This is a genomic window from Streptomyces sp. NPDC090499 (assembly GCF_044769305.1).
In the GTDB taxonomy this organism is placed as follows: domain Bacteria; phylum Actinomycetota; class Actinomycetes; order Streptomycetales; family Streptomycetaceae; genus Streptomyces.
The window spans coordinates 117,455-139,986 of the sequence record NZ_JBIVXP010000015.1 but is presented as its reverse complement, the minus strand read 5'-3'; the positions used below and the strand labels follow the sequence as shown (position 1 = coordinate 139,986).

Annotated in this window: 12 protein-coding genes; 5 read left to right on the top strand and 7 right to left on the bottom strand. The window is 73.7% G+C overall.

Features of this window, described 5'->3' with window-relative positions:
* From ACIQVL_RS38590 to ACIQVL_RS38565, 6 genes are all read right to left on the bottom strand, one after another.
* Positions 1 to 318 carry an acyl carrier protein gene (locus tag ACIQVL_RS38590; RefSeq protein ID WP_093505746.1) on the bottom strand — a complete coding sequence of 106 codons (318 nt, stop codon included), beginning with the start codon at positions 316 to 318 and terminating at the stop codon, positions 1 to 3.
* Complete coding sequence (locus tag ACIQVL_RS38585; RefSeq protein WP_403477687.1) at positions 315 to 4,892, bottom strand: beta-ketoacyl synthase N-terminal-like domain-containing protein; 4,578 nt, start codon at positions 4,890 to 4,892, stop codon at positions 315 to 317. Before ACIQVL_RS38585 ends, ACIQVL_RS38590 begins: the two co-directional genes overlap by 4 nt.
* A 1-nt stretch (position 4,893) precedes the next feature.
* On the bottom strand, positions 4,894 to 11,763 hold the full coding sequence (locus ACIQVL_RS38580) for an SDR family NAD(P)-dependent oxidoreductase (RefSeq protein WP_403477686.1): 6,870 nt from the start codon (positions 11,761 to 11,763) through the stop codon (positions 4,894 to 4,896).
* Between the two features lie 528 nt (positions 11,764 to 12,291).
* Entirely contained in the window at positions 12,292 to 14,772 is a 2,481-nt protein-coding gene (locus ACIQVL_RS38575) for a beta-glucosidase (protein WP_403477685.1), read from the bottom strand.
* Positions 14,773 to 15,172: 400 nt separating this feature from the next.
* On the bottom strand, positions 15,173 to 15,778 hold the full coding sequence (locus tag ACIQVL_RS38570; RefSeq protein ID WP_403477684.1) for a CGNR zinc finger domain-containing protein: 606 nt from the start codon (positions 15,776 to 15,778) through the stop codon (positions 15,173 to 15,175).
* Positions 15,779 to 15,837: 59 nt separating this feature from the next.
* Positions 15,838 to 16,686 carry an MBL fold metallo-hydrolase gene (locus tag ACIQVL_RS38565; protein ID WP_403431490.1) on the bottom strand — a complete coding sequence of 283 codons (849 nt, stop codon included), beginning with the start codon at positions 16,684 to 16,686 and terminating at the stop codon, positions 15,838 to 15,840.
* A gap of 317 nt (positions 16,687 to 17,003) precedes the next feature.
* On the opposite strand from ACIQVL_RS38565, the gene ACIQVL_RS38560 reads away from it, so the two are divergent.
* From ACIQVL_RS38560 to ACIQVL_RS38540, 5 genes are all read left to right on the top strand, one after another.
* Complete coding sequence (locus ACIQVL_RS38560; RefSeq protein ID WP_403431487.1) at positions 17,004 to 17,729, top strand: flavin reductase family protein; 726 nt, start codon at positions 17,004 to 17,006, stop codon at positions 17,727 to 17,729.
* An 11-nt stretch (positions 17,730 to 17,740) separates the two neighbouring features.
* On the top strand, positions 17,741 to 18,925 hold the full coding sequence (locus ACIQVL_RS38555; RefSeq protein ID WP_403431485.1) for an alpha/beta fold hydrolase: 1,185 nt from the start codon (positions 17,741 to 17,743) through the stop codon (positions 18,923 to 18,925).
* A gap of 60 nt (positions 18,926 to 18,985) precedes the next feature.
* On the top strand, positions 18,986 to 19,879 hold the full coding sequence (locus ACIQVL_RS38550) for an alpha/beta hydrolase (protein ID WP_403431482.1): 894 nt from the start codon (positions 18,986 to 18,988) through the stop codon (positions 19,877 to 19,879).
* Between the two features lie 33 nt (positions 19,880 to 19,912).
* A complete protein-coding gene (locus ACIQVL_RS38545; RefSeq protein WP_403477683.1) occupies positions 19,913 to 20,701 on the top strand; it encodes an enoyl-CoA hydratase/isomerase family protein in 789 nt (262 codons plus the stop codon).
* 153 nt (positions 20,702 to 20,854) lie between these two features.
* Positions 20,855 to 21,796, top strand: coding sequence for a hypothetical protein (locus tag ACIQVL_RS38540; protein ID WP_403431477.1), 942 nt, complete (start codon positions 20,855 to 20,857; stop codon positions 21,794 to 21,796).
* Here ACIQVL_RS38540 and ACIQVL_RS38535 read toward each other — a convergent pair.
* Positions 21,791 to 22,435: a DUF1707 domain-containing protein gene (locus ACIQVL_RS38535; protein WP_403477682.1), complete on the bottom strand. Its 645-nt coding sequence runs from the start codon at positions 22,433 to 22,435 to the stop codon at positions 21,791 to 21,793. The genes ACIQVL_RS38540 and ACIQVL_RS38535 overlap by 6 nt on opposite strands.
* Between the last annotated feature and the right edge of the window lie 97 nt (positions 22,436 to 22,532).

Sequence of the window (22,532 nt, the reverse complement as noted above, 5' to 3'; positions counted from 1 at the left end):
TCAGCCCGCCTCCGTGGCCTTCAGGCTCCACACCACGTACTCGACGAGCCGGCCGACGGTCAGTTCGATGATCTCGTCGAACTCCATCCCGGCGAGGAACTCGGCGAAGTTGACCCGCTTGCCGTACCGCTCCTCCAGGAGCCCGGCGAGGGTGACCAGGTCGATGCTCTCCAGCTCCAGGTCGCGGTTGAAGGTGGTGCTCATGCCGATCTCGGCGTCGTCGTCGCCGTACTCCTCCAGGAGGGTGCGGAGCATCCCCGCGAGGTCGGCGAGCACCGCCTCCTCGTCGGCGCGGATCTCGGGCTCGGTGGGATTCATCGCGGGTCCTCCTCGGGGTCTGCGGCTGCCGGTCCGGTGGTCCAGGCCACGACGTAGTCGCGGTCCGGCAGTGCGGGGGGATTGCGGACCGGCGCGCAGTGCACCGGGTAGGCGCGTTCCAGCCGGCCCGAGACCAGCAGCCGGCTGCCGTCGGGGGCCGCCTCCAGGACGGTGAAGTCCCGTGGTCTGCCGTCGAATCCGGTGCCCTCGGCCTTGGCGACGGCCTCCTTGGCGGCCCAGAAGCGGGTGAACCACAGCGACGGCGAACCGTCGGCGTCGGCGGCGGAAAGTGCGTGCAGCAGCCGGAGTTCGTCCGCGCCGAGCGCGACCTCCATGGCCGCCGGGTCCCGATCGGTGACTTCTTCGAGGTCGATGCCCGGACCGGGTCCGGGGGTGTGCGGGCGTACGATCGCCACCGCCGCCTCGGCCCGGTGGGCGAGCGAGACGTCCAGCGCGGGCAGCGTGCGGCCGTGCACGCCGACCACGTACGGGCGGCCCAACTCGTCGTTGCGGATGCGGAGTTCGGCCGGGAAGACCGGGCCCTCGCCGTGCTGCCAGAGCCACTGGCGTACCGCGTCCTTGGCGGCGATGCGGCCCAGCAGCCACTGCCTGCGGCCGCGCGGCGGGTGCTCGGCGTACTGCGAACGCTCCGCTCCGCCCAGGGAGTTGCGCATGATCAGCTCGCGGGAGGCGAGGTCCGGCCAGCGTTCGTGGAGCAGGGTCCAGCCGCCCGGCCGGGCCTCGGAGAGGGTGTTGCGGTCCGGGAAGCGCTCGACGGGCCGGGTGTGCGGGTCGTTGTCGAAGCGGCGGTCCTGCCAGCCGCCGATCCGGGCCCAGACCCGGTCGCCGACGGTGAGTTCCACGTCCGCCTCCAGGACGGTGTCGGTGAGCGCGGTGATCCGCACCAGGCAGCCGACCTCGGTGCCGGGGGCGGGGTGCGGGCCGTGGAAGCGCATCTCCCGCATCTGCACCGGGAAGACGACGCTCCGCTCGGTGCGGGTGGACATGATCCAGTAGCCGAGGATCTGACCGACGTTGTCCAGCAGGGCGCCCGGGGCGGTGGGCGTGGTGATCACGCCGCGGACGTGCCGGTCGCCGATCGCGGTGAGCTCGGTGACGCCCTGGAAGGCCGGGCCGTGGAACATCCAGCGCTCGGCGTACAGTTCGGCGGCGGTGTGCTCGGGGGTGCGTTCGAGGGCCGGGGGTTCGGCCGGTCCGGTGGGCGGCGGGGCGTGGCCCGGGGCCACTTCGACGACCGCGCGGGCGGTGGGGCCGAAGGTCACCGCGACACGGCCGGGCCCCTCCGGGGTGACGGTGACCGGGACGTCGACGGCGGGTGTGGCGGTGAGCCAGCGGTCGAAGCGGGCTCCGTGCACGGCGACCGCCCGCAGTCCGGTGGCGTCCTCGGCCGCGTCCATCATGTGCTGCACGATCGTGGTGGCCGGGACCACCGGCCAGCGGTCCTCGGTGTCCGGCCAGCCGGGGCGTTGCGGGAAGAAGCAGTGGTCGAGGAGGTACGGCATCGCCTCGGGGGACACCTTGACGGTGCTGGTGCGGGGGGTGGGGGTCGGTGTGGCGGGGGGCCGAGTGGCGGGGGCGGGGACGCGTGGCGTGGAACGGGGTGCCGTGGTGCGCGGGACCGTGGTGGCCGGCGAGGCGCTGATCGCGGTGAGGACGGCCGCCGCCGTGTCCGCCGTCTCCCGCAGCAGCGCGTCGAGTTCGGCGGCGGCCGGGACTCGGACGGCGAGACCGTCCAGCGGGGAGGGCCCGGCGGGCGCCCGCCTGCCGCCCAGGGCCGTGCGCAGCTCGGCCAGTTCCGGGCCGTCCAGGGAGACCAGCGCGCCGCCCAGGTCGAGCCGGACGGGCGGCCGCCGCGATGCCGGTGCGGGCGTGCTGCCCTTCCCGGGCACCGCCGGTGCGACGGCGGCACCCGCGGTCCACAACGCGGTCGCCACGCGCCGGAGTTGGGCCAGGCCGGAGCGGTGCGGGGAGTTGGCGGCGACGGCGAGGTGGTCGCGGTCGCCGAGGGTGTCGGCGATCAGGGAGGCCAGCTGCCCTGGGCCGGTCTGGACGAAGACCCGGTGCCCGGCGGTGTACAGGGCCCCGACCAGCTGCCGGAACCGGACCGGCTCCAGCAGGTGCCGGACGAAGAGTTCGCGCACCTCCGCCTCGGCCGCCGGGAAGGGGGCCGCGGTGGTGCCGGACCAGACCGGGACGGTCGGCCGGTGCAGCCGGAAGCGCTCGGCGGCCTCCCTGATGGGGGTCAGGTACGGCGCCAGCATCGGGGTGTGGAAGCCGGACCGGAACGGCAGCACCTGGCACAGCACGCCGTCGGCGCGGAAGGCGCGGACGAAGTCCGCCACGGCCCGGTCCGGGCCGCAGACCATCGACTGGTTCGGCGCGTTGTCGTGGGAGAGGACGATCCCGGCGTCCGTCCGGTCCGCGTGGAGTGCGGCGAGCACCCGGTCGGCGGGGGCACCGACGGCGGCGAAGGCGAGGCCGGGGACAGTGACCGCGTCGGGGTCGAATCCGGCCATGAACGCGTCGACCTGGTCCCCCGAGTAGAGCCCGGCGGCCACCATCGCCGTCCACTCGCCGACGCTGTGCCCGGCGACCACGTCCGGCACCACGCCCATCCGGCGCAGCGCCGAGTCCAGCAGCCGCCCCACGCCGACGACACCGAACCCATGACGGCCTACGTCCCCGACCCGCACGGCGTGCGTGGCGGGGGCGGTGACGGTGGGGAGGCCGAAATGCGCGGCGATGTCGTCGACGCGGGGAGTGAACTCGCCTTCCAGGCCCGGGAAGACGAAGGCCAGCTTGCCGGTGCGCAACAGCGGGGCGGGCCGGAACCAGACGTCGTTGCGGCCCTGCCAGGCACGGCCCTTGCCGACCGCGCGCCGGGCGAGGGCGAGCCGTCTGGCGGTGGGATCGACGATGCCCAGGCGGACCGGGCCGGCCTCCGGGTGGGTCCCCTCGGGGGCCAGACCGGCGGCGAGCACGGCGGAGTCGTCGGCGGTGAGGAGCGCGGCCAGTTGCTCGGGGGTGTCGGCGGCGAGCAGGAGGACGCGCTCGGGTTCGGTGACGTCGATGCCTGCGGCGAGGCGGGGTGCGGGCGCCGCTGCGCCGCGGTGGCCGGCAGTGGTCGCGCGGCGGCCGGGGGCCTCCTCCAGCACCACGTGCGCGTTGATCCCGCCGAACCCGAAGGCGTTCACCGCGGCTCTGCGGACCGGCTGTCCGGGGGCGGTCTCCCAGGGCCGGGCCCGGTCCAGCGTGCGGAAGCGGGTGGCGGCGAGGGCGGGGTGCGGGTCGTCGCAGTGCAGGGTGGGCAGCAGGGTGGCGTGGTGGAGGGCGAGGGCGGCCTTGACCAGCCCGGCGACTCCGGCGGCCGGCATGGTGTGGCCGATCATCGACTTCACCGAGCCCAGCACGGCCCGCTCGCCTTCGGCGCACGGCCCGAACACCTCCGCCAGTGTGGTCAGTTCGGCCGCGTCACCGGCCGGGGTGGCGGTGCCGTGCGCCTCCAGAAGGCCGACCGAGTGCGGTGCGGCGGGGTCGAGCCCGGCGGCCCGCCAGGCCTGGCGTACGGCGTGGGTCTGGCCGCCGGGGTCGGGGTTGACCAGTCCGGCGGTACGGCCGTCGCTGGCCACGCCGGTGCCGCGGATCACGGCGTAGACGCGGTCGCCGTCGAGCTCGGCGTCGGCGAGGCGCTTGAGGACGACGACCCCGGTGCCCTCGCCGATGAGGATGCCGTCGGCGTCGCGGTGGAAGGGGCGGATGCGCTGGCTCGGGGAGAGTGCGCGCAGCTGGGAGAAGACACTCCACAGGGTGATGTCGTGGCAGTGGTGCACTCCCCCGGCGAGCATCACGTCGCAGCGCCCGGCGGTGAGTTCGGTGACGGCCTGGTCGACGGCGACCAGGGAGGAGGCGCAGGCCGCGTCCACGGTGTAGGCGGGGCCGCGCAGGTCGAGGCGGTTGGCGATCCGGGAGGCGGCGAGGTTGGGCACCAGGCCGATCGCGGACTCGGGGCTGGCGGGGCCGAGCCGGTCGGTGAACGCCTCGCGCACCCGCGCCAGTTGGCCGGGGGTGAGGTCGGGCACCAACTCGCCGAGGGTGCGGACGAGTTGTCCGGCCGTGCGGACCCGCTGGTCGAGCCGGACGAGGCCGGGGGTGAGATAGCCGCCCCGGCCCAGCACCACTCCGATCCGGTGCCGGTCGGGCAGCCGGTCCGTGCCGCCCGCGTCGGCGATGGCCGCGGCGGCCACGTCCAGGGCGATCAGCTGGTCGGGTTCGGTGCCGTGGACGGAGTTCGGCATGATCCCGTACCGGGTGACCTCCACCTCGGCCAGCCCGTCCACGAAGCCGCCGCGCCGGCAGTAGACCTCGTCGGGGACGGCGGGCCCGGCCGCCGAGCCGGGCCGGTAGTAGTCCGCGTCCCAGCGTCCTTCGGGGACCTCGCCGATCGCGTCCACGCCGTCGCGCAGGTTGGTCCAGTAGGCGTCGAGGCCGGCGGCGCCGGGGAGCAGCACCGCCATGCCCACGATCGCGACCGGTGTCCGGCGGTCGTCGGTCATGTCACCAGCCCGAGGCGGTGTAGACGACGGCCCGTACGGACTCCGCGCCCCAGGCGAGCTCCCGCAGCAGGGCGGCGGTGCCCTCGTCGGGGTCGATCAGCCCGATGCCGCGGCGCGCGTACTCGCGGCCCAGCTCCGGGCTGACCATGCCGGTGTGGCCGCCGACGGGCGCCCAGGGCCCCCAGTGCACGGTCAGCGCGCGGTTCCCGGTGCGTTCCGCCCAGCCGGCGCCGAGGCTCTCCAGGGCGTCGTTGGCGGCGGCGTAGTCGGCCTGGCCGCGGTTGCCGAGGACGGCCGAGATGCTGCCGAACAGGACGGCGAAACCGGGGCCGCTGGGCAGTTCCTCGAGGGCGGCGAGCAGGGTGGCCGCGCCGGTCGTCTTGGTGCCGTAGACCCGCTGGAAGGACTCCGGGGTCTTCTCGGCGATCAGGCGGTCCTCGATCACCCCGGCCGCGAAGACGACCCCGTCGAGGCGGCCGTGGTCGGCGTGGATCTCCTTGACGGCCTGGAGTGCGGCGTCGCGGTCGCGGAAGTCGACGGCGCGGTAGCGGGCCTCGCTGCCGAGCGCGCCGAGTTCGTCCAGGGTGGCGGTGATCTCCCGCTGGGCCAGGATCAGTTCGGCCTCGCGGTTGATCTCGGCGGGCTTCAGGCCGCCGCGGGCGGCGAGCGCGGCGCGGAGTTCGGCGGGGGTGCGGGCGGCGGCGGTGTCCGGGGCCTCGGGACCGTTCGGCGCGGGGGTCCGGCCGAGCAGTTCGATCCGGCAGCGGCAGGCGTCGGCGAGGGTGGCCGCGAACTTCGCGGTGATGCCCCGGGCGCCGCCGACCAGCAGCACCACCGAGTCCCGGTCGAGGCCGAGGGCGGCGGCCTCGGCGGCCCCCGCCCCGGCCGGTCCGGCCCCGGTGCTGCCGAGCGTGCCGGGCGCCGCCTCGACCAGTTCGAGGCTCTGCCGGCCGGTGGCCGTGCGCAGTACGACGGGAGCGGGCTCCGGTGCGAGTACTTCGGTGAGCAGGGCGTCGGCGACCGCCTCCGGTGCGGTGTCGACGAGGGTCACGACCCGGGCGACGGTGTCCGGGTACTCCCGGGCCACGGTGCGGAACAGCCCGTGCAGCCCGGCCGAGCGTGCCGCGTCGGGGCCGTCGGCGGGGCGGGCGGCCAGCAGCCAGCGCGGGCTCCGGGCCAGGGCCGCCCGCAGTACCGGGTAGGCGTCGGGCAGCACGGGGGTGTCGGTGCCGGGCAGCGCGCCCAGGTACAGCACGCCGTCCACGGCTCCGTCGGCCTCCCCGAGCAGGTGGTCCGCGTGCACGGTCACGGCCTCGGCGCCGTGCCCGGCGAGCCGGGCCGCGACCTGCGCGCCGCCGTCCCCGAGGACGAGGAACCGCCTGCCGGACAGCACGGCGGCCGGGTCGGCCACGGCATCCGGCTCGGCCAGGGCCACGGGCCGCATCTCGAACCGCTTCGGCGCCTCGCCCGCCGGAACCTCGTCGGCCGCGGCGGGGTGGCTCGGCGACGCCGGCACCCCCGGCTCGGGCCCGGCAGCAGCCGGTGGTTCGGGCGCGGCGACCGTGGGGTCCGTGGCGGCCGGGTCCGTCGCCGTCCCCTCCGCACCGGTGCCGACCCGTGCCCGCAGCCACCCGGTGACGGCCGCGGCCGTACGCGCCTTGGCCAGCTCCTCCAGCTCGGCGTCGTCCAGGGTCTCCGCGCCGCCCGCGACACCGAGTCGCTTCGCCAGCTCCCCCGCGATCTCGGCCCGCTTGATCGAGTCGATGCTCAGGTCGGCTTCCAGATCGAGGTCGGGCTCGATCATGTCCACGGGGTAGCCGGTGCGCTCGCTGATGATCTCCAGGACGACCCGCTCGACGTCGGCCGTCGCCGCGGGCTCGGGCGACGGGGTGGGCGCGGGCGCGGACTCCGTCAACTGTGGTTGCGGTACGGCCACTTCGGCCGACGGGAGCTGCTGGAGCACCGGTGCGGCCGGCACCTGCACCTGGGTCGCCCCGAAGTAGGTGAGGAGCACGTCACGCTGGGCGGCGACCATCTCCCGGCTGGTGCGCAGGAACTCGGAGATCAGCGCGTCGCGGTCGGCGGGGGCGCCGTGCGGCTGGTTCGTCGTCACAGTCGTCGTCTCCACGACTCGTCGGGCCGGTGCGAGGGCATTGGGCAGGAGGTCTCCGGCGGCGGTGCGCACGAGCTGTCCGTCGACCGTCCAGCCGGGCCGTTTCGGGGCCGGGGTCCGGACCGCGTCCACGGCGTCCCGGCCGTGCAGCAGCCGGGCGGTGCGTACGTGTGCGCCGGCCACGGCCAGCTGGGCGAGCGCGTCGAGCCAGCCGCGCAGTCCGCTGCCCGCCCGGGGCTCGCAGGCGACCGTGGTGTGCGGGCGGTCGCCGAGGATCTGCCCGACGAGCCGGGTGAGCACGGTCCCGGGCCCGGCCTCCACGAAGACGCGGGCCCCCACCTCGTACATCGCCTCGATCTGGGCGGCGAAGGCGACGGGTGAGCCGATCTGGGCGGCGAGTTCGGCACGTACCGCGTCGGCGTCGGGCCGGTAGGGGGCCGCGGTGCGGTTGGACCACACCGGGAACTCGGGCGGTCGTACGGCCGTGTCCGCGAGGACCGCCGCGAACCGGTCGCCCGCACCAGCCACGACCGGGCTGTGGAAGGCGCAGGCCACCGGGATCCGCTTGGCCCCGAGACCGGCCTCGCGCAACAGCCGTACAGCCGCGGCGACTTCGTCGGTCGGGCCGGAGATGACGCTCTGCCGGGGCGAGTTGTGGTTGGCGACGACCACGGAGGCCGGGGCGTCGGCGGTCCGCAGCGCGCGCTCGACGTCGTCCGCCGCGCCGGACACCGCGGCCATGGTGCCGGGTTCGTCGCCCGCGGCTGCCAGGATCGCGGCCGCGCGTTCGGTGCTCAGCCGCAGCAGGGTCTCGGGGGTGAGGGCGCCGGCCGCGCTGAGGGCGACGAGTTCGCCGTAGCTGTGTCCGGCGGCCATGTCGGGGCGGACGCCGGCCGCCGTCAGGAAGGCGTGGGCGGCGAGGCCGGCGATACCGAGGGCGGGTTGGGCGGCCCGGGTGTCGGTGAGGGCGGCCCGGCGGCGCTCGCGGGTGTCCTCGTCGAAGGCGGCCGGCGGGTAGAGGGTGTCGGCATGGGCGCGGCCGAGTTGCAGGTAGTGCTGCAGCTCGGGGAAGGCGATGAGGACGTCGGCGAGCATGCCGGGACGCTGGCTGCCCTGGCCGGGGAAGAGGAAAGCGACCTTGGCGTCCCCGTCCCGGAGCCCGTCGGTCAGGTGGATCCCGGCGCCCGGGTCGTGCTCCCCCGCGAGGACCCGGCGCAGCTGTGCGGCCAGCCCGGCGACGTCGGTAGCGACCACCGCGGCCCGTACCGGCTCGTGGGAGGCGTCCGCGCGGCGGGCCGCGGCGAGCGCCAGGTCGCGCAGCCGCCAGGAGCCGGTCGACGCGGTGCGCAGGATCTCCTCGACGCCCCGGTGGGCGGCCTTGTCGTCGCGCCCCCGGAACACGAACAGCTCGGCGGGCCATGCGTCCAGCCCCTGTTCGGGCGCCACCGCGCTGTCGTACGCGCCCAGCACCACGTGGAAGTTGGTGCCGCCGAACCCGAACGCGCTGACCCCGGCGACCCGTTCGGCGGGCGGAGTCGCCCACGGCCGGGCCTCGGTGTGGAAGGCGAACGGGCTGTCCGCCTCCTTCCAGGCCGGGTTGGGGCGGTCGAGGTGCAGGGTGGGCGGCTTGACACCGGTGTGCAGGGCGAGGGTGGTCTTGATCAGCCCGGCGAGCCCGGCGGCGCACTTGGTGTGCCCGATCTGGGACTTGACCGACCCGAGGCCGCAACCGCCGTTGGCCGCGCCCGCCTGTGCGAACACCTCGCTGAGGATGGTGAGTTCGGTGCGGTCGCCGACGACGGTCCCGGTGCCGTGCGCCTCCACCAGGCCGACCTGCGCCGGGGAGATCCCGGCGTTGCGGTAGGCGCGGAGCAGCGCGGCCCGCTGGCCCTCGGGGCGGGGCGCGGTCAGGCCCAGGGAGCGGCCGTCGCTGGACGAACCGAGCCCCTTGACCACGCCGTAGATCCGGTCGCCGTCGCGCTCGGCGTCGGCCAGTCGTTTCAGGACGACGCAGGCCACGCCCTCACCGAGTGCGATGCCGTCGGCGGAGCCGTCGAAGGCGCGGGAGCGGCCGGTCGGGGACAGGGCGTGCACCGAGGAGAAGAGGACGTAGTCGTTGATGCCGTTGTGCAGGTCGGCGCCGCCGCAGAGGACGACGTCGCTGGTGCCTGCGGTGAGTTCCTTGCAGGCGACGTCGACGGCGGCCAGCGAGGAGGCGCAGGCCGCGTCCACGGTGTAGTTGGCACCGCCCAGGTCGAGGCGGTTGGCGATCCGTCCCGAGATGACGTTGGAGAGCATGCCCGGGAAGGAGTCCTCGGTGAGCCGGGGCAGCTGGTCGTCGAGGCCGTCGGGGACCTTGCCGTAGTAGGAGGGCAGTACGGCGCGCAGGGTGGCCGCGTTGGAGAGGTCGCTGCCGGCCTCGGCGCCGAAGACGACGGAGGTGCGCGACCGGTCGAACTCCCGTCCCCGGGCGCCGTATCCGGCGTCGTCCAGGGCACGCCGGGCGGCTTCCAGGGCGAGCAGCTGGACGGGTTCGATGTGGCCGAGGGAGGCCGGCGGGATGCCGTAGCCCAGCGGGTCGAAGGGGATGGGCGGCAGGAATCCGCCCCATTTCGAGGTGGTCGAGCCGTCGGCGTGGTGCACGGCCGGGTCCCAGCGGTCCACCGGTACCTCGGTCACCGCGTCGTGTCCTGCGACCACGTTCGCCCAGAAGGTGGCGAGGTCGGGGGCCTCGGGGAACATGCAGGCCATGCCGACGATCGCGATGTCGAGCGGGGCGGGGGCGGGAGCCCGGTCCGGGCCCGCCACCGCCGCCGTCCGCCGGGCCAGGAAGTCGGCGGCTCCGTCGGTCACGGCGTGGTGCAGGGCGGACACGGTGGTGGTCGCCGAGCGCAGCACGGCGACCTCGCCGGCCATGAACATCCCGTCGGAGAACTGGCGTTCTTCGTCCACGGGCGTCAGCTCGCCGCCGGCCGGGCGGTCGACGCCCTTGCTTGCGATGCGCAGCCGGCCGACGTTGAGCCGCTCCAGCTCCTCCCACACCTGCCGGTCGGACACCCCGCTGTCCCGCAACTCCGACTCGCGTTCGCGGTAGTTGAAGGTGAAGGGACTGGGCACACAGCGGGTGGCGTGGCCGGGCGCGGTCTCCAGGAGGGCGGTCGAGGCGGCCGCCATGACCTGGCGCTGGAACAGCGGCTGGATCGCGCCCCGGTCCACGGCCTCCTCGGTGAAGAGGTAGGCGGTGCCCATGAGCAGGCCGACGGCCGCGCCCCGGGCGGTGAGCGGCGCGGCGAGCGCGGCGACCATCGCCGCCGAGCGTTCGTCGTGGATGCCGCCCGCGAAGAAGACCTCCAGGCCGTCGGCGTCGGGGAACTCCTCCAGGACGGCGAGCTGGGCCTCCCAGAGCGGGAAGCTCGCGCGCGGTCCGACGTGGCCGCCGCACTCGGAGCCCTCGAACACGAACTTCCGCGCCCCGGCCTCCAGGAACTGCCGTAGCAGCCCCGGCGAGGGGACGTGCAGGAAGGTGCTGATCCCGGCCCGCTCCAGCGCCTCCGCCTGGGCGGGCCGGCCGCCCGCGACGATGGCGTGGCTGGGCCGCAGTTCCCGTACCGCTTCGAGCTGGGCGTTCCGGAGTTCCTCGGGTGCGAAGCCCAGGACGCCGACACCCCAGGGCCGTCCGTCGAGTGCGGCCTTCGCCTCGGTCAGCATCTCGCGGGTGCGGGCCCCGTCGGCGAGGGCGAGCGCCAGGAAGGGCAGCGCCCCGTCGTCGCCGACGGCGGCGGCGAAGGCGGCCCGGTCGCTCACCCGGGTCATCGGGCCCTGCGCGACGGGCAGCCGGGTACCGAGGGCACGGCTCATGGCGGAGGTGCCGGGACGCAGCGCCCCGGCCGCGGCGGTGTCCACGCCGATCGCCGCCGTCAACTCCCTTACGGTGCGGCGTACATCGCCCCAGCGCTCGGCGAACCGTGCGGCGAGGAAGCCGTCCTGGCCCACCGGGAGCAGCTGCGTGCGCAGGTCCTCGGCGCCGAGCAGCGCGGCGACCGCGCCCGGGTCGTCGGCGGGCGGGCGCAGGGCGTCCGGGCCGCGGCGGTGCAGGACCCGGTGACCGGCCACCACGGCCGTCTCGGAGCCGTCCAGGGAGCGCAGTGCGGCCGCCGTCGCCTCGGGGAGGCGGGACTCGGCGAGGAGGGCCAGTTGGCTGTCGAGGACCACCCCGGCCGCGCCGCCGGCCACCGCGGCCGCCGCCGTGCGCGGCCCGATGCCGCCGGCGGCCCACACCGGCACGTCCAACTCGGCTGCGGCGAGCAGCTGTTGCAGGAGGACGAAGGTGCTCAGCCCGCCGACCCGGCCGCCGCTCTCGGCGCCCCGGGCGATCAGCCCGTGCGCTCCGGCCGCGACCGCCGCACGCGCTTCCGTCAGGTCGGTCACCTCGGCCAGCACGCGTGTGTGCGGGGCGAGTTCGGCGATGCTCCAGGGTGCGTCGGCGGCCCGGACCACGGTGTCGGGCGCCGGGCCGGGTTCACCCGGGGCGAGTTCGCCCGGGGCCAGGCCACAGCCGGCGGCGACCCGCACGCCGTACGGTCCCGGTGCCGCCCGTCTCAGGAGGGCCAGCGCCTCCCGGGCTCTTCGGTCGCCGCGGCCCAGGTCGAGGACGCCGAGTCCGCCGGCGGCACAGACCGCCGTGGCGAGCCGGGCATCGGGTTCTCCGAAAGGGGTGATGCACATGATCAGGTCGACGGCACGCACAGGGGACGTCATGACGCTCCGAATAATCGGGAGGACAGCACGGTGGGGGATGTGTGCGGCGGAAAGCTCGTGGTGAGGCCACCGGAAACTAGCGAGTTCATTACTCGCGGGTCAATAACGGAGGGGGCCCGTCACGTCCGGTAGCATTGATTCGGCCAGCGGGAGGAATTCACCGCAAGAGCCGAAAATCCGAGCAATCCACTGCGGATCGGCGACCGCCCGGGGCCCGGATCACTGACGGCACACCGCCACAAGCCCGTCAAAGCACACCGGCCATTCACCCGGCACTCACCACGGCGCAACGCGCCGTGCGACCGCGCCGAGCTCTGTAAATTCGGGATGACTTCGGCCCGCTGGCTCGATCGTGGCACACCGGAAACCCGCAGCGAACGCCGCCGCGCAACCCCTCACCCAATCCTGACAAAAATCTGTCGTCAACCACATCGCTTCAAATGAAACACACGCCGGGGAAAATTCTTGTAAACCCTTGAAGTAAACGGCCGGAAAGCCTTTGCTCTCCGGCCGTTCATTGACAGGAATTCAGCGGTGGCCGCCGCCGACCCGCACGCCGGTGCGCAGCCTCAGGTCGGCCGCCGAGGCGCCGACCCAGACGGTCCGCCGCCCGGTGCCGAGCGTCCAGCGATGGTGCCGGGCATCCCATGACGACAGGGTGCGCCCGGCGACCCGCACGGTCACCCGCCGCCGCTCCCCGGCCCGCAGCTCCAGGCGCCGGTAGCCGCCCAGCACCCTTACCGCCTGGTCGAGTCGGAGGTCCGGGGAGGGCCCGACGTACACCTGCGGCACCGCGATCCCGGCGCGGCGCCCGGTGTTGCGCACGGTGAAGGTGACCTCCAGTCCGCCGCGCGTCCACCGGGTCTGCGGATCGGAGTAGGCGAAAGAGGTGTACGACAGCCCGTGCCCGAAGGGGAACAGGGGCCGCACACCCTGGGCGTCGTACCAGCGGTAGCCGGCGTGGATGCCCTCCGAGTACTCCTCCACGCCGTCGACGCCGGGGTAGCGGCGCGGGTCGCCGGCGACCGGGTGGTGGTCGTCGTCGGCCGGGAAGGACTGGGTGAGACGCCCGCCCGGGTCGGTGTCGCCGAAGAGGACGGCGGTGGTGGCGGCCGCGCCCTCCTGGCCGGGGTAGTACATCTGGAGCACGGCTCCGGCCCCCGCCAGCCACGGCATCGACGTGCACGACGAGGTGTTGAGGACGACGGTGGTGCGCGGGTTGGCCGCCGTCACCGCGCGGATCAGCTGTTCCTGGTTGCCGGGCAGGGCGACGGTGGTGCGGTCGAGTCCCTCGGTGGCGTCCTCGTAGGCGAAGAGCACGACATGGCGAGCCGCCCGGGCCGCGCCGACCGCCTCGGCGACGTCCTGGGCGCGGGTCGCGCCGGTGATGCGGCGCAGCCGGAACAGCAGACCCGAGTCACCGCCGTCCGCGGCTATCTTCAACGTGTGGGCGCCGCGGCCGAGTCGGAGTGTCCTGCGGCGCACGCCCAGGCCGTCGGGGGCCGCGGCGACCAGGCCGCCGGAGAAGTACTCGCCGTATCCGGCGGCGAGCGGGAAGAGCTCCTCGCCGTCGAGAAGGACCTTGGGGCGGGCGGTGGCCGCGGAGGAGAAGTGGAGCACGAAGGTCCACTCGTCGTCCTCGGCGACGGTGAGCGTGCCGTCGTACGCCCATGACGTCCCGGCGCCCACCTGCTGTCCCTCGCTGGTGAAGCCGGGGCTGAGGGCGTCGGCCGGCAGGGCCTTGCCGAACAGGTCCTCGCCTAGGGCGTGGGTGACCCGGCCGCGGGTCCGGGCCCTGATGACGTCGAGGGGGCTGTCGGCGTGGTCGGGGACGACATGGGCGCTGCCGCCGCCGCTGACGAAGGGCAGCGATCCGGTGGGGCCGATCACCGCGACACTACCGCCGTCCAGAGGCAGGGTGCCGTGCTCGTTGCGCAGCAGGGTGGCGCCGGCCTTGGCGACCTCCAGGGCCACGGCCGCGCCCGCCGCTGCGTCACGGCCGGGGCGGGGCGGGGCGCTGCCGTCGAGGAGGCCGAAGCGGTCCATCACCGCGAGGATCCGCCGTACCGCCCGGTCGACGTAGCGCTCGGGCACGCTGCCGTTCTGCACCGCCGACTTGAGGGCCGTCCCGAAGTACGTGCCGTCGGGCATCTCCATGTCGAGTCCGGCGGTGATCGCGGCGACGGTGCTGTGGGCGGCGAACCAGTCGGTCATCACCCAGCCCGCGAAGCCCCACTGATCGCGGAGGATGTCGGTGAGCAGGGTCTTGTTCTCGCAGGCGAAGGTGCCGTTGACCCGGTTGTAGGAACCCATGACCGCGCCGGCGCCGGCGTCCACCGCCGCCTCGAAGCCGCGCAGTTCGAGTTCGTGCATGGTCTGTTCGCCGGCGTGCACGTCGACCGTGCTGCGGTCCTGCTCCTGGTTGTTGAGGGCGAAGTGCTTGACGGTCGCGATCAGCCCCTCGCCCTGGATGCCGCGGATCTCGGCGGCGACCAGGTCGGAGGCGAGCAGCGGGTCCTCGCTGAACGTCTCGAAGTTGCGGCCCGCGTAGGGCGTGCGGATGAGGTTGACCATCGGGGAGAGCAACACGTCCTGGCCGAGGGCGCGGCCCTCATGGCCGATCACCCGGCCGTAGCGGCGGGCCAGTTCGGGATCGAAGGCGGAGGCGAGCAGCACGGGCGCGGGCAGCGCGGTGGCGTGTTCGGTGATACGGACACCGGCCGGGCCGTCGGCGAGCCTGAGGGGCGGGATGCCCAGGCGGGGGACGCCGGGCACGTAGCCGGCCTGGCCGAGCGAGTCGGGGTCGTCGGCCCCGTGCAGCAGGGAGATCTTCTCGTCGAGCGTGAGTCTGGCGAGCAGCCCCTCGACGCGGGGGCCGGCCCCGGCCGCGGGTCTGTCCGCCGCCGCGGCGGGCGTGAGCGGAACGAGTCCGCCGGTGGCCGCGGCGGCGACGGCCACGGCACCGGCCGTGAGGCGCAGGGCGGATCGTCGGGAGAAGGTTTCGGACATGAGCCGTCACTCCTTCGGTGTGCGGGCACGACGGTGTGGACCGCGAACACGCCGACGGCGAGCCCGGAGCGCGTTCGGCCTGTGAACGCATCAACCGCCACAGGACCTTGACGAGCCGTCAGCCGTACCACCGGCGCGTCGGAAACGTAGAATCCGGTGGTGACTCGTGTCAATGATCTGAACAAGAAAAGGGTCCGGCGCCGACAAGAACCGAAGACGGGGCGCTGACCGACCGGGTCCGGGTCCGGGACGGGGAGTAGGACCGGGACCGGGACGGGGACCGCGACTGGGACCCGGACCGGGACTGGACCGCGACTGGAACCGGGACCACGACCGGGACGGCGGGTCGGTCGGCCGCCCAGACGGATCGGCTGTCCACCGGGCCGGTCGCAGCCTGCCGTCAGGCCTGGTCCGCGTCCGCCCGCTTGCGCGCCCGGTAGTTGCGCAGGTTGGCCGCGTTGCCGCAGACGTGGACGTCGTGCCAGACGCCGCTGTTGTTGCGGGAGCGGTCGTAGAAGGCGGTCATACAGCGGGTGTTGCGGCAGGACTTCAGGCGGCGCAGCGAGTCGGTGCACTGTGCCTGGTAGACCTCGGTCAGGGCGAGAGAGGCCACCTGCCGCCAGCCGGTGCCGCGGGGCTCGGCGTGGACGACCCCGTGCTCGTCGAGCCGCAGCGCCGTGGGCAGGGTCAGCACCGTAGCCGCCGGGCCGGGCTCGGTCGCCGGGGCTCCGTGCCGGCCGTGCAGGCTCTGGGCCAGGTCATGGCGGAAGCCGCGGAGGCCTTCCACGTCCTCGGCCGTCAGTTCCATGCCGGGTGCGGTCCGGTGGGTGACGCCGTTCCAGCTCCGCAACGCCTGGTCGAGCCAGGCACGGGCGTCCTCGGCGGTCTGGAGCAGGTCGGGCCTGCGCGGCTTGCCGGCGGAGAGCGTGTTCAGCAGGTCCTGCACGAAGGCCAGCCCGCCCGGGGCGGGCTCCAGGCCGTATCGGGCGGTGGCGGTCCAGGACATCGGCGGATCTCTTTCGGTGAACGGCAGCTATGGAAACATTTACATACTCGGGCGGCTGCTCATCCCTTGGCGGACCTCGCCGAGCCCCACAGCGCACCTCGGTTGACCCGGCCTGGATGCCGTTCCAGCATGCCGCGGTAGAGGTCGAGCGTGCTCGTGGTGCGCTCTGCCACCGCCTCGAAGTCGAGGATGTAGCCCCGGGTCTCGGCGATCGCCCCCGGGCCGTCGGGACGGTCGGGGTTCTTGTGACCCGCGACCACCGCCTCCGGCTCCAGCGCGGCGATGGTGTCGAGCGCGTGCAGCCAGGCCCGGCGGCCCTCGGCCGGTGATTCGGCTAGGTAGAGGTGCACGTCGTTGTAGACGGCGTCACCTGCCACGACCAGGCCGATCGACGGCACGTACAGACAGGTGGTGTCGTCGGTGTCCGTGTGTCCGAGACCCACCACGACGAGGTCATGGCCCTCCAGCTGCAGCCGGTCGCCGGCCAGCGGCTCCGCGGCCACGAGCCGGTCCGGGATCTGCCCCGGGAAGCGCTTGTCCCAGAACGACGCGACGAACTCCGGCGCCATCTGCTCCTTCATCCGCTCCACCACCGCCGGTGTCGCCACCGCGCGCGCCCCCGGGAAGCGTTCGAGAAGGGTGCCCACTCCGAACCAGTGGTCTCCGTGCCCGTGGGTCACGAAGACCGTGGTGAGGTTCTTGCCGCTCGCGGCGACCCAGTCGGCCAGCCGGTCCGCCTGCCCGGCGGTCATCAGCGCGTCGACCAGCACCGCGTCGCGCTCACCCGTGATCAGCGTGGCCGTGATGGGCGACCACATGCGCCGGGGGACGTCGGGCGGCAGATCGGCGATCTCGGTGGGGATCGACGGCGCTACGTGGACACTCCAGCTCAGTCGTGGTCCGGGCATGATCGCTTCCTTCAGGCTCAGGGGCGGCGACGTCGTACTTCTCCAACTGAAACTAACCCGGGAAATCGACATAGTCAAAATATGTACGCCTATGCCATCCATAGCGGGCACCCATCCTTAGACGCTCGTCCGGATGCGACAGCGACAACGACAGTGACTGCGACAACGGCCGAGGCCGGCATCACATCAAGACGACACATGCAAAAGGCATACACTTCTGTCTTGTGAGCGTTATGTCGGTTGGCGGGTGTTCGACACCGCCCCACGAGTCGCTTCTCTCCGGCGCGGTCGCGCCGCAATCCGACGGAGGCCAGAAGATGATCATTGACGCTGCGGAACTCGACGCCGCCCACGCGTACAAACTGCTGATCGGGAGCATCATTCCGCGGCCGGTCGCGTGGGTCAGCACGGTGTCGACCGAGGGTGTGGCCAACCTCGCGCCCATCTCCTTCTTCACCGCTGTGGGCAGGAAGCCGCCCATGGTCTCGATCACGCTGCAGCCGCAGGCGGACGGCGTCACAATGAAGGACACCTTCATCAACATCCGCGACACCGGCGAGTTCGTCACCAACCTGGTGACGCTGCCGCAGGCGGACGCCATGCACGGTTCGGCGTTCGGGTTCGAGGCGGACGTGGACGAGTTCGAGGTACTCGGCCTGGGCAAGTTGCCGTCCGAGGTGGTCCGCGCCCCCCGGGTCGAGGATGCGCCGATCTCCTTCGAGTGCGTCGTCGACCGGATCATCCCCGTCGGGGACGACAAGGTCGACCACGTGGTGTGGGGCCGCGTCGTGCGCTTCCACATCCGCGACGACCTCTACCTGGACCGGGGCCGGATCGACACCTCCGCCCTGCCGGCCGTGGGACGCCTGGCCGCCGAGTACACGCTGGTCGAGAACGTCTTCACCACCCCGCTGGACAAGGAACTGCTGGCGGCGAGGCACGGCCGGCGGATGCAGCGCCTGGACGGGCGGCCCACCGGCTGGTCCCCGATCGACACCAAGGAGTGGTCTCCCTCCGGAGCCACGACCGCCCCCGGAAAGTGAGCGCGGCGACCATGCGAACAGACCGGATCGGAACGAGCGACGTACGGTTCCGGCGACAGGGTGACGGGAACCTCGCCCTGGTCTTCGTCCACGGCTTCCTGGACGACCAGTACGTCTGGGACGGACTGATCGGCGAACTCACCACCCCTGGCGTCGAATGCGTCACCCTCGACCTGGCCGGGAGCGGGGACCGCACGCAGGCGACCGGGCCCTTCACCTACGACCGGTTCGCCCGCGAGGTCGGTGCGGTGGCCGACGCGCTGGGCAAGCCCTTCGTGATCGTCGGCCAGAGCATGGGATCGGCCGTGGCCGAGCTGGTGGCCGCGGAGCGGCCCGACCGAGCCCTCGGCCTGGTCCTGGTCACCCCGGTCCCGCTGGCCGGCACCCGGCAGCCCGACGAGGTGATGGACTCCTTCCGGTCCCTCGGCGGGGACGGCGACGCGCAGCGCGCGGTTCGGACGCGGCTGTCGACCGCGCTGGCGGAGGCGGACCTCGACCGGCTGGTGGTGAGCGGTACCCGGATCCGCTCGGAGACCGTGCGGGACACCGCCGACTGCTGGAACGACGGTCACCCAGCGGGCGCGCGGCCCAGCCGGTACCCGGGCCCGGTGCTCGTCGTGCGCGGCGCGGACGACGGTTTCGCCACCGCCGAGCTGGTCGCCCAGGGGGTCACGCCGCGGTTCGCCGCGCCCGAGACGGCCGTGATCGGCCGGGCCGGGCACTGGGCCCACCTGGAGCAGCCGGGCGACGTCGCGGGCCGCCTCGACCGCTTCCTGGCCGGCGTGCTGCCCGCCGTGCAGGCGGCGGGCTGGACCGGTGCCTTCGCGGAGAAGTCCGCCGACGCGTTCAGCGAGGCGTTCGCAGCAGACGTGACGCTGGAGGCGAGCACGCTCACCCGCCCCGTCGAGGGCCGGGACCTGGTCAAGAACGTGATGGCCGCGGCGAGCGCGATCTACGACTCCCTCGTCTTCACCCAGGAGACCGAGAGCGGAGAACGCTCCTACCTGGAGTGGCGGGCCACCGCGTTCGGCGGCATGCCGATCGACGGCGTGACGGTCCTGACGAAGGACACGGCCGGTCGGATCGTCCGGGCCGCCATCCACCACCGGCCACTCGGCGCCGTCCACCGGTTCTCCGCCGAGCTGGGGCGCAGGCTCGCGGGTCTGCTCGACGCCGAGTACTTCCACCAGGGCTGAGCGCCCGCTTTCCATCACTCCGGCCAGGGATCGGCCCTGGTCGACCAAGGAGGTTGTCCGATGACCCAACGCGAGGACGTCGCGTTCCAGGCCGACGGCGGGGTCACGCTGCGCGGCTGGCTCTTCCTGCCGGACGGCCCCGGCACGCACCCGGCGATCACCATGGCCCACGGCTACGCCGGGGTCAGGGACCACGGCCTGGAACCCTTCGCACGGGCCTTCGCCGAGGCGGGGTTCGTCGTCCTGCTGCACGACCACCGCGGCTTCGGCGCCAGCGACGGCCTTCCCCGGCAGGACATCGACCCCTGGCGGCAGATCGCCGACTGGCGCCGCGCCGTCTCCTACCTGGAGAGCCGGACCGAGGTCGCCGCCGACCGGATCGGCCTGTGGGGCACCAGCTACGCCGGCGGCCACGCGATCGTGCTGGGCGCCACCGACCGCCGGCTGCGCGCGGTGGTCGCGCAGGTCCCGACCATCAGCGGCTTCGAGCAGGGCCGGCGCCGCGTCGCACCGGAGGCGGTCGCGGGGCTGGAGGCGGCCTTCGACGAGGACGAGCGCGCCCAGGCGCGCGGCGAGGCCCCCCGCAGGCAGGCCGTCGTGAGCGACGACCCCGCGGTTCCCGCGTCCTACCGGACCCGGGACGCCGTCGACTTCTACCTCCAGCCGAAGCCCGAGGGCGTGTGGCGCAACGAGGTCACGGTCCGCTCCAACCGGCTGGCCCGCATGTACGAGCCGGGGGCCTGGATCAGCCGGGTCTCCCCCACACCTCTGCTGATGGTGGTCGCCGAGCACGACACCGTGACCCTCACCGACACCGGGCTCGCGGCCTTCGAGCAGGCGCTGGAGCCCAAGGAACTGCGGCTCATCCCGGGCGGCCACTTCGACCCCTACACCACCGGGTTCGACCGGTCGAGCGCCGCCGCGCTCGGCTGGTTCCGCCGGCACCTCTCCTGACTGACACCTACGACTAGACGCAAAGGACGAACCATGCCCCACCTGACCTGCGCCATCGACGACGGCCTCGCCACCCTGGTCCTGACCAATCCGCCGCAGAACCGCATCGACCCGCAGCTGGCCACCGAACTCGCCGAAGCGCTGGAGGCGATCGGCCACAGCGACGCCCGCGCGGTCCTGCTGCGTGCCGAGGGCCCGGACTTCAGCTTCGGCGGCGACATCGTCGACTGGCCGGATGCGGACGTACGTGAACTACGGGCCCTCTTCGAGCGCTACATGCAGGTCTTCAACCAGCTCGAACGGCTCCCGATGCCGGTGATCGCCGCCGTCCAGGGGCTGTGCTTCGGCGGCGGTCTCGAACTCGCCCTGCGCGCCGACGTGATCTTCGCCGGCGAGACCGCGCGCTTCGGCCACCCCGAGCAGACCCTGGGCATCGTCACCCTGCTCGGCGGCATCTACCGCGTCGCCGAGCGCGCGGGCCGGGCACGCGCGGCGGAATGGGCGATCACCTCCGAGCAGGTGCCCGCCAGGGTCATGGCCGACGCCGGTGTCGTCAACCGGGTCGTCGCCGACGACGCCCTGTCGGCCGAGGCGACCGCCTTCGCCCGCCGGGCGGCCAAGGGACCCACCCGCGCCTACGCCGCGCACAAGGCCCTGCTGCGCGCCTGGGCCGTCGGCGGGGTCGCCGCCGCGGACGAGGCGATGTTCGACATCGCCATGCCGCTGTTCGAAACCGACGACGTCACCAAGGGCCTCGCCTCCGCCGTCCGGGCCTTCAAGGCGAAGCAGCCCCGGCCCGCCGTCGACTTCCAGGGCCACTGACCGTCCCGGTCCCCCGTCCCGGCCGCCACACACGGTCCCGCTGCCGTCGATCCACCACATGTCAGGGAGAAACCCCGAGTGCGTCCCAGGTCCCACCCGCCTCAGTCCCACCCGCCCCACCCCGCCCAGCACAGGCGTCGCCGTTCCGTCCGGGTGTGGCTGCAGCCTTTCCTGATCGGCCTCGTCATCGTCTCGGCGTTCGTCAGCTGCTACATCGGCCTCATGCGCGATCCCCAGCCGCACCGGATCCCCGTGGCGGTCACGGGTCCGAAGCTGGCGGACAAGGTCCAGCAGGCCCTGGGCGACTCACTCGACGTACGCCGCGCCCACTCGGCCGCCGAGGCACGCGACGCGCTGCGCCACCGTGACGTCGTGGCCGCGCTCGGCACCGGCCCGCACGGCAAGGGCCTCGAACTCGACGTCGCGAGCGCGAACGGCCTGTCGACGACCACCGCGGTCACCAAACTCGCCACGGCCTACGCGCACGGCGCCGACCGGCACCTCGGCGTCTCCGACCTCGTGCCGCTCGCCCGGTACGACGCCCGGGGGCTGGCCGGGTTCTACGTCTCCTTCGGGGTGACCCTCTCCGGCTTCGCCCTCGCCCAGAACGTCGTCGGGCTGAGCGGCCTGCTCCGGCTGCGGCACCGCTTCGCCCTGATGGCCGCGTTCGCGGCGGCGTCCGGACTGGTCGCGGCCGCCATCGCCGGCCCCGTTCTCGGAGCCGTCCCCGCCCCGTATCTTCCCCTCGCCTTCGTCCTGGCCCTGCTGGCCGCCGCCGCGGCCTTCACCACGAAGATGCTGGCCACCTACGTCGGCCCGCTCGGTATCCCCCTCGCCACCCTGTTGCTGCTGACCGTCGGCAACTCCACCAGCGGCGCCACCATCGGCACCAACCTGATGCCCGGCGGGGCCCGCGCCCTGTCGGAGGCGCTGCCCCCCGGCGCCGCCGTCCGCGCCATCGCCGACCTCAGCTACTTCCGCGGCTCCCACGTCCTCGCCCCACTGGCGACACTCGTCCTGTGGGCCGCGGCTTCCGCCGTCCTGCTGGCCTTCCGCACCGCCAAGCAGAGCCCGGCCGGAGAAACGAGGTCATGACCCGGACCTGCGCAGCAGCCACTGCGCGAAGGTCCGTCGCGCGGGCCGCACCACCACACGGCCGTGGGCCTTCTGGCCGACCAGTTCCACGCGGAGAGTGACCGGCGTTCCCGGACTCGCAGGCGGCTGACGGTACTTGGCCTTGGTGTGCACCAGTTGCAGGCCGTCGGTGTCGACCACGACGCCCGGCCTCGTGACCAGCGTCAGCGTCTTCCCCGTCATGGCCACGTCGATCCGCAGGGTGTCGTGCGTGATCACGGCATCCGTGAAGTCGAGCGTCACCTCGCAGTACGTCACGGCGAGTTCCAGCCTTCGCGGTACCACCCAGCGCCCGGCGCGCTCGACCGCGCCGCTGTGGACCTGTTCGATCCGCACCAGGTCCTTGACCTCCGCCCCGAGCGCCCCGACCGCGGCCGAGACGGGCGGCAAGTCGGCGGTGAGCGTGGCCAGTTCGCTGAGAGTCCGCGCCGACAGGGCGGCTTCCAGACGCGCGTCCAACTCGTCCGCGGTCAGCAGGCCGTCCCCGGCCGCGATACGCAGCACGTCCACCACCCGGTCCCGGTCGGCGTGCGAGGCCCGCAGACCGGGCGGCACGCCGGGGCCGGACTGGTTCCCGGTGGGCGAGATCTCTCCCGGCATGGTTCCGTCCTGGTCCTGTCGAAAGGTGTCCGCGCGACGCGGGCAACGGCGCGGACAGCAGACTAACGCCATATCGCGACACCGGTCCCGGCCCGGC

Coding starts and splice junctions, on each gene's coding strand:
- ACIQVL_RS38545 (WP_403477683.1), top strand. CDS start 19,913: ATGCCCCACCTGACCTGCGCCATCGACGACGGCCTCGCCACCCTGGTC.
- ACIQVL_RS38550 (WP_403431482.1), top strand. CDS start 18,986: ATGACCCAACGCGAGGACGTCGCGTTCCAGGCCGACGGCGGGGTCACG.
- ACIQVL_RS38535 (WP_403477682.1), bottom strand. CDS start 22,435: ATGCCGGGAGAGATCTCGCCCACCGGGAACCAGTCCGGCCCCGGCGTG.
- ACIQVL_RS38585 (WP_403477687.1), bottom strand. CDS start 4,892: ATGACCGACGACCGCCGGACACCGGTCGCGATCGTGGGCATGGCGGTG.
- ACIQVL_RS38555 (WP_403431485.1), top strand. CDS start 17,741: ATGCGAACAGACCGGATCGGAACGAGCGACGTACGGTTCCGGCGACAG.
- ACIQVL_RS38560 (WP_403431487.1), top strand. CDS start 17,004: ATGATCATTGACGCTGCGGAACTCGACGCCGCCCACGCGTACAAACTG.
- ACIQVL_RS38565 (WP_403431490.1), bottom strand. CDS start 16,686: ATGCCCGGACCACGACTGAGCTGGAGTGTCCACGTAGCGCCGTCGATC.
- ACIQVL_RS38590 (WP_093505746.1), bottom strand. CDS start 318: ATGAATCCCACCGAGCCCGAGATCCGCGCCGACGAGGAGGCGGTGCTC.
- ACIQVL_RS38580 (WP_403477686.1), bottom strand. CDS start 11,763: ATGACGTCCCCTGTGCGTGCCGTCGACCTGATCATGTGCATCACCCCT.
- ACIQVL_RS38570 (WP_403477684.1), bottom strand. CDS start 15,778: ATGTCCTGGACCGCCACCGCCCGATACGGCCTGGAGCCCGCCCCGGGC.
- ACIQVL_RS38575 (WP_403477685.1), bottom strand. CDS start 14,772: ATGTCCGAAACCTTCTCCCGACGATCCGCCCTGCGCCTCACGGCCGGT.